General features: G+C 68.7%; 5 protein-coding genes and 1 tRNA gene. 3 read left to right on the top strand and 3 right to left on the bottom strand.

Going from position 1 to position 6,805, the window contains the following annotated elements:
* Window positions 1-1,001: 1,001 nt before the first annotated feature.
* From IB242_RS18845 to dtd, 3 genes are all read right to left on the bottom strand, one after another.
* A tRNA-Ile gene (locus IB242_RS18845) sits at window positions 1,002-1,077 on the bottom strand.
* 112 nt (window positions 1,078-1,189) lie between these two features.
* Window positions 1,190-3,055, bottom strand: coding sequence for an RNA polymerase sigma factor RpoD (gene rpoD / locus IB242_RS18840; RefSeq protein WP_192283150.1), 1,866 nt, complete (start codon window positions 3,053-3,055; stop codon window positions 1,190-1,192).
* Window positions 3,056-3,175: 120 nt separating this feature from the next.
* Complete coding sequence (gene dtd / locus IB242_RS18835) at window positions 3,176-3,616, bottom strand: D-aminoacyl-tRNA deacylase (protein ID WP_192283148.1); 441 nt, start codon at window positions 3,614-3,616, stop codon at window positions 3,176-3,178.
* 124 nt (window positions 3,617-3,740) lie between these two features.
* Between dtd and IB242_RS18830 the strand changes: the two genes are divergently transcribed.
* The 3 genes from IB242_RS18830 to IB242_RS18820 all read left to right on the top strand — a co-directional run bounded on the left by IB242_RS18830 (window position 3,741) and on the right by IB242_RS18820 (window position 6,743).
* Window positions 3,741-4,646: a lauroyl acyltransferase gene (locus tag IB242_RS18830; RefSeq protein WP_192283146.1), complete on the top strand. Its 906-nt coding sequence runs from the start codon at window positions 3,741-3,743 to the stop codon at window positions 4,644-4,646.
* 64 nt (window positions 4,647-4,710) lie between these two features.
* Window positions 4,711-5,226, top strand: a complete 516-nt coding sequence (locus IB242_RS18825) for a PH domain-containing protein (protein WP_192283144.1) — start codon at window positions 4,711-4,713, stop codon at window positions 5,224-5,226.
* Window positions 5,223-6,743: a PH domain-containing protein gene (locus IB242_RS18820; protein WP_192283136.1), complete on the top strand. Its 1,521-nt coding sequence runs from the start codon at window positions 5,223-5,225 to the stop codon at window positions 6,741-6,743. The genes IB242_RS18825 and IB242_RS18820 overlap by 4 nt, the downstream gene beginning before the upstream one ends.
* Window positions 6,744-6,805: the final 62 nt, after the last annotated feature.

Genomic DNA, 6,805 nt, shown 5'->3' with positions numbered 1-6,805 from the left:
GATCAACCGATCCCTTCAGGGGAGCCGCCCAGTATAGCGACTTCAGAGAAGTTCGCAACACCCCGGTGGCCCGGTCCCCGTCGCCTCAGACCGTAGTCCTCGTCAGCGGGGCGCGAATTATGGGCCAGTACGAACAAGAAGGGAAGCCCTCCCTACGAAGATCATCCCTCCGCCCTGGTCAGCCCGCGGAGGCGCCAGTTCCGGTAGCGTCATCCCTGTCGGAGCAGATCCGGATCAGAGAGGGAATTGTTGGCGTAGCAGCGATCACCACATGTTCGCCCCATCTGTAAGGCCTATGGATAGATACGAGCCCATGGGGAACAACTTCCGGAGCCAAGTCCTCCAGCCATCCCGATGACGTCCGTGAGCCGGGAACCAGGTGGGTGAGGACAGCCACCTGATTCGACGTGCTCACCCGCTTCGAGAAGTTGGCATCACTTCCGACCCAGCTGCCCGGCACCACGCAACCTGCAGCTCAACGGGGCCATGACACTCCGATGCACAGGGGCGGGGGCGTGAAGGCGAGCCCCGCGCCCAATCAGAGCCGTCGGGACACTTGCCTTGTGTGGGCGTTCTCTCACCTGAGCCGGCTGAATCGGCGGTGGGGTGTGATGTTCTTCCGGCCAGCAGCACGTGCTGCGACAACGCGCATCCGCAGAAGGCTGGAGAAGTGGATTGCGCAAGACACAAGGGACCCGCGCGCGTCGGCAGCAGCAGCGTCGCCATGCGCTGGACTGCACCCTGTATCCGCCTGCCAACGCTGGACATCGCGCGCCTGCCTATCCCAGCGGCGTACCGCGCTGCCAGCAGCAGGCTGCATCGCCTTCGAGAGCCATAGGCACGCCGGATCCGGCGAGTGCTGACCTTGCAGCATGTGCCCCGCTGCCGCGGGCGACTGTTCGATTTCTGCTGCACGGCCCTCAGGTGCCAGTTCCGCAGAAACACCGAGGGCGCGTGGCTGGCGATAGCGGCCCGCGCGCGCCGACGACAAGTCCAGCGAATGGTGGGCCCACCAGGACTCGAACCTGGAACCAAGGGATTATGAGTCCCCTGCTCTAACCGTTGAGCTATAGGCCCGCATGCGCCGGACAGTGTAGTGGAGCGTGCCGGGCCGCAGCCAGATACGGAAAGGCCCCGCATCGCGGGGCCCTTCCTGGTCGCCATGTCCGGTCGCCCGGACTACGCCCGCTTACTCGATGTCGAGGAAGCTGCGCAGCTGCTCGGAGCGGCTCGGGTGACGCAGCTTGCGCAGCGCCTTGGCTTCGATCTGGCGGATACGCTCGCGGGTAACGTCGAACTGCTTGCCGACTTCTTCCAGCGTGTGGTCGGTGTTCATGTCGATGCCGAAGCGCATGCGCAGCACCTTGGCTTCCCTCGGGGTCAGGCCGGCGAGCACGTCGCGGACCGTTTCCGACAGGTTGATGTTGGTGGTGTTCTCGATCGGGGACTCCACGTTGGTGTCCTCGATGAAGTCGCCCAGATGCGAGTCCTCGTCGTCGCCGATCGGGGTCTCCATCGAGATCGGCTCCTTGGCGATCTTCATCACCTTGCGGATCTTGTCCTCGGGCATGTCCATTTCCTTGGCCAGCTCCTCCGGCGTGGCCTCGCGGCCGTACTGCTGGAGCATCTGGCGGGAAATGCGGTTGAGCTTGTTGATCGTCTCGATCATGTGCACCGGAATACGGATGGTGCGCGCCTGGTCGGCGATCGAGCGGGTGATCGCCTGGCGGATCCACCAGGTGGCGTAGGTCGAGAACTTGTAGCCGCGGCGGTACTCGAACTTGTCCACGGCCTTCATCAGGCCGATGTTGCCTTCCTGGATCAGGTCCAGGAACTGCAGGCCACGGTTGGTGTACTTCTTGGCGATGGAGATGACCAGGCGCAGGTTGGCCTCGACCATTTCCTTCTTGGCCTTGCGTGCCTTGGTTTCGCCATAGGCCATCTGCCGACCGATCTCGCGGATGTCGGCCAGGTCGAGGAACATCGCCTGCTCGATCGCGATGGTAGCCTGCTGCTCGGAGACGATCTGGTCCTTGACGTCGCGCAGTGCCGAGGACCACTTCTGCTTGCGCTTCAGCGCCTCGTCGACCCACTCCAGGTTGGTCTGGTTGCCTTCCCAGGAGCGGATGAAATCCTTGCGCGGCATCCGGGCGACGTTGGTCGACAGGTGCAGCACGCGGCGCTCGCGGTCCTTGATCTCGCCCAGCACTTCGCGCAGCTTGCGGACCAGCGTGTCGGTCAGCGGCAGCGGCAGCTTGAAGGTGACGAAGCGCTCGGCCATGTCGGCGCGCATCTTGATCACGTTCTTGGCCTGGGCGCCGGCCTTGGCGTGGGCCTTCTTGAACTTGGCGTACTCGGCGGCCAGCTCGTCCATGCGGCGGGCGACCTCGGCCGGGTCCGGACCGGTCGGACCGGCCTCGGCTTCCTCGTCGTCGCTGACATCGTCCTCGTCGTCCTCGTCGCCATCGGCATCGGACTGGTCGTCGTCCGACGCGGGAGCGGCGGCCGGAGCCGGCTCCTCTTCGACGAGATCGTTGAAGCCCACGACCACTTCGGCCAGGCGCTTCTTGCCGGCCTTGTGGAGTTCGAACTCCTCCAGCAGCAGCTCGATCGACCACGGGAAGCTGCCGAGAGCGGCCTGGACCTGGCCCAGACCTTCCTCGATGCGCTTGGCGATGGCGATTTCGCCTTCGCGGGTCAGCAGCTCGACGGTACCCATCTCGCGCATGTACATGCGCACCGGATCGGTCGTGCGGCCACCTTCGGAGTCGAGGGCGGTCAGCGCGGCGGCGGCTTCTTCTGCCGCGGTATCGTCGATCTCGCGGTTGCCGGTGTTGCCGTCGTTGAGCAGCAGGGTTTCGGCGTCGGGTGCGACTTCATGGACATCGATGCCCATGCCGTTGATCATGCCGATGATGTCTTCCAGCTGCTCCGGATCGACGAGGTCGTCGGGCAGGTGGTCGTTGACCTCGGCATAGGTCAGGTAGCCCTGCTCAAGGCCCTTGCTGATGAGCTGCTTGATTTCGGACTGCTGGGCTGGGCGTTCGTTGGCCATGCGGGTTGCCACCGGCGTAGAGGTCTGTGAAGAGAACCTAGCATTATAACAGGCCCGCCCGACCAGAGCGGGCGATTCCTTGTGCGACAAGGACTTGGCGGCGTTGCCGCCGGCGTCCATTCAGGCCCGCAGGAGGAACGTCACCGGGCCGTCGTTGACCAGGTTGACCACCATATGGGCACCGAAACGGCCGGTTTCCACCCCCCCGGCGTGGCGTTGCCGGCAGCGTTGGACCAGCAGGTTGAATCCGCGTTCAGCCTCGTCCGGCGGTGCGGCACTGGTGAAGCTGGGCCGCATGCCGCTGTCGGTGTCCGCCGCGAGGGTGAACTGGCTCACGAGCAGCAGGCCGCCGCCGGTATCGGTCAGCGACCGGTTCATGCGGCCGCCCTCGTCCGTGAACACGCGGTAGCCGAGCAGGCGTTGGGTCATGCGCTCGATCCGTGCCTGGTCGTCGCCGGGTTGCACCCCCACCAGGGCCAGCAGCCCCGGCCCGATCCTGCCGACGCTGACGCCGTCGACCTCCACCGATGCCTGGGTCACACGCTGGATCAGGGCGAGCATGGCGGTCCTCGACGTCGGAAGGCCGCACAGGATCGCGCTGCCGCCCGCCGGTGTCATCCTCCCGGCCCGGCGGGCAGCGCGCGCCGGCTCGGCATCCGCGGCCGCAGACACTAGACTTGCGGCCATGTCGCCGAACACGCTGGCCCGTTTCCTCCGTTTCCTCGCCGCCCTGCTCGGCCGGCTCCCGTGGTCGGTGCTGTATCGGCTTGGCGACGGCATCGCGGCGCTGTGGCAGCGCATCGACGCGCGAGAGAGCCGGGTGGCGCGCCGCAATCTGGAACTGGCCTTCCCCACGCTGGATGCATCAGCGCGCCAGGCGCTGCAGCGCGCGATTTTGCGCACGACCGCGCGCCAGGCGCTGGAGACGATGAAGCTCTGGAGCAGGACGCCGCAGCGCAACCTGGACGAACTGCTGCGCGAGCGGCATGGAGAGGCCCTGTACGACGCGGCGCTGGCTGCTGGCCGCGGGGTGATCGTCGCCGCACCGCACTTCGGCAACTGGGAGCTGCTGAACCAGTGGCTGGCCTCGCGCGGCCAGATCGCGATCGTCTACCGGCCACCCGAATCCGACGTCGGCGACGCCTTCTTGCAGCAGGTGCGCGGCGTGGACAACGTGCGCCAGGTGCGCGCCGAAGGCCCGGCCGTGCGCCAGTTGTGGAAGGTGCTCAAGGACGGCGGCGCGGTCGGCATCCTGCCCGACCAGCAACCGAAGGCCGGCGACGGCGAATTCGCCCCGTTCTTCGGCGTCCCGGCGCTGACCATGACCCTGCTGTCGCGCCTGGCCGAGCGCACCGGCGCCACGGTGCTGGTGGCCTGGTGCGAGCGCATCGACGGCGGGCCCGGCTTCGCCCTGCATGTGGAGTCCGCACCGGCGGCGATCGCGGCGGCCGATCCGGTCGAGGCGGTGACTGCGCTCAATACCGTGGTCGAAGCGGTCGCGCGCCGCGACCCGGCGCAGTACCAGTGGACCTACAAGCGCTACACGCTGCGTCCGGACGCCAGCGAGCCCAACCCGTACGGGCGCAACTGAGCGGCCTCTCCCGCCGGCACCGGCATCCGGCTAGGATCGCGCTTCCCTTCCACGGGCCTCCGCCGTGACCGACCTGCCTCCGCCGCTTCCCGCCGCGCCGCCCTCCGGACTTCCCGATGGCTGGCAGACCCTGCCGCGGCGTGGTGCCCTGCCCTATGCACTGGGCGCGGTGCTCGGGCTGGTCCCGGTACTGGCGGCGGTCGCCTTCGTCGCCGCGTCCGCACTCGATGCCGACCACGCCTGGCTGTGGCCGCTGGCCAGCCTGCTGCCGGGCCTGGCGCTGGGCGTCTGGATCGGCCTGCGCCGGCATGCGCGGCTGGGCTGGAAGCTGGACCAGGACGGCTTCGCCACGCGGCGCGGCAACCTCTGGCGCAGCGAGACGCTGGTGCCGGTCTCGCGAGTCCAGCACCTGGACCTGGAACGTGGCCCGATCGAGCGCCACCTGGGCCTGGCGACCCTGGTGGTGCATACCGCCGGCACGCGCATGGCCGCAGTGAAGATGCCGCTGCTGGAGCTGCAGGACGCCGAGGCGCTGCGCGCCCATCTGGCGCACCAGGTCGAAACGGACGACGCGCTGTGACCCTTCCCGGTCCCGCGGCCGACGACGGGGAGGCAGCGCCCGACCGCCGCCTGCATCCGTGGTCGTGGCTGTTCGTGCTGCTGCAGCAGCTCAGGCAGTTCGTGGTGCCGCTGGTGGCCCTGGTGGTGTTCGGCAGCCGGCGCAGCGACAACGGCGTGGCCGATCTGTGGCCGCTGATCGGCGTGGTCGTGCTGGTGGTGGTGTCGGTGCTGCAGTACTTCACCTACCGCTACCGCATCGGCGTCGACGGGATCAGCATCCGCAGCGGTCTGCTGCACCGGAACCTTCGCGAGATCCCGTTCGCGCGGATCCACAACGTGGTGCTGCACCAGTCGCTGCTGCACCGGCTGTTCGGCGTGGCCGAAGTGCGGCTGGAAGCGGCGGGCGGGCAGAAGCCGGAGGCGCAGATGCGCGTGCTCGGCATGGACCAGGCGATCGCGCTCGAACGCGACGTGCGCCACCGCGGCCAGGCGCCCGCGGATGCGACGGCCGTGGATGCCAGGGCGAGCGCGGGCGGCGACACGCTGCTGGCGCTGCCGGTCGGCGAGATCATCCGCCTGGGTCTGATCTCCAACCGCGGCATGATCGTGTTCGCGGCCGCGTTCGGCCTGATGTGGCAGGTGTTCCCCGAGCGTCTGGTCGCCGAGTGGCTGCAGTCGAGCTTCCGCAGTGCGGCCGGGTATGCCGGGCAGCTGCACCTGGGCTGGATCGGGGTCAGCCTGGCCGGCGCCTCGGTGGTGGCGGTGTTCGTCGCGCTGCTGCGGCTGCTGTCGGTGGTGCTGGCATTGACCCAGTACCACGGATTCCGACTGAGCGAGGACCAGCGCCGCCTGACGGTGGAACGCGGCCTGTTCGCGCGCCTGCGGACCAGCGTGGCGCCACGCCGGATCCAGGCCTGGACGCTGCAGGAAGGCCTGCTGCATCGCTGGTTCGGCCGCCGCGCGCTGCGGATCGACACCGCGGTGGGTGGCTCGGACCATGATCCACGGGCGCTGCGCGAGCTTGCACCGATCGCCACGCCGGCCGCCTGCGACGGGCTGGTCACCCACCTGCTGCCGCAGCTGGCATGGCCGCCGCAGTGGATCGCCCTGCCCGGCAGCAGCTGGTGGCGCCTGTTCCTGGGCAGCATCGGGCTGAACCTGGTGCTGACGGCGATCCTGGCGTGGCGCTTCGGCTGGTGGGGCGCGCTGGCCCTGCTGTGGCTGCCGTGCGCGGCATGGCTGGCGCGCCGGCATGCGCGCCGCCTGGCCTATGCGATCGACGAGCGGCTGGTGGCCGTGCGCGGCGGCTGGTGGTCGCGCTGGTGGCGCTTCGCCGAGATCGACAAGCTGCAGGCGCTGCGCCTGCAGCGCTCGCCGCTGGACCGCCGGCTCGGCACGGCCAGCCTGTGGCTGGATACCGCTGGCGCCAGTGCCCTGGTGCCGCCGCTGCGGATTCGCTACCTGCCGCTGGCCGACGCCGAGGCGCTGTATGCGCGGCTGAGCCGCGCCCTGGCGGGGCGACGGCTGCGCTGGTGATGTCGGTCCGCGTGCGATGCGCCGTCGCCTGATGGCGCAGGGCGCGGACCGTCGCGATCCAG

The sequence above is a fragment of the Xanthomonas sp. XNM01 genome (assembly GCF_014851915.1).
Classification (GTDB): Bacteria; Pseudomonadota; Gammaproteobacteria; order Xanthomonadales; family Xanthomonadaceae; genus Pseudoxanthomonas.
This window is presented reverse-complemented; position numbering and strand designations above follow the sequence as displayed.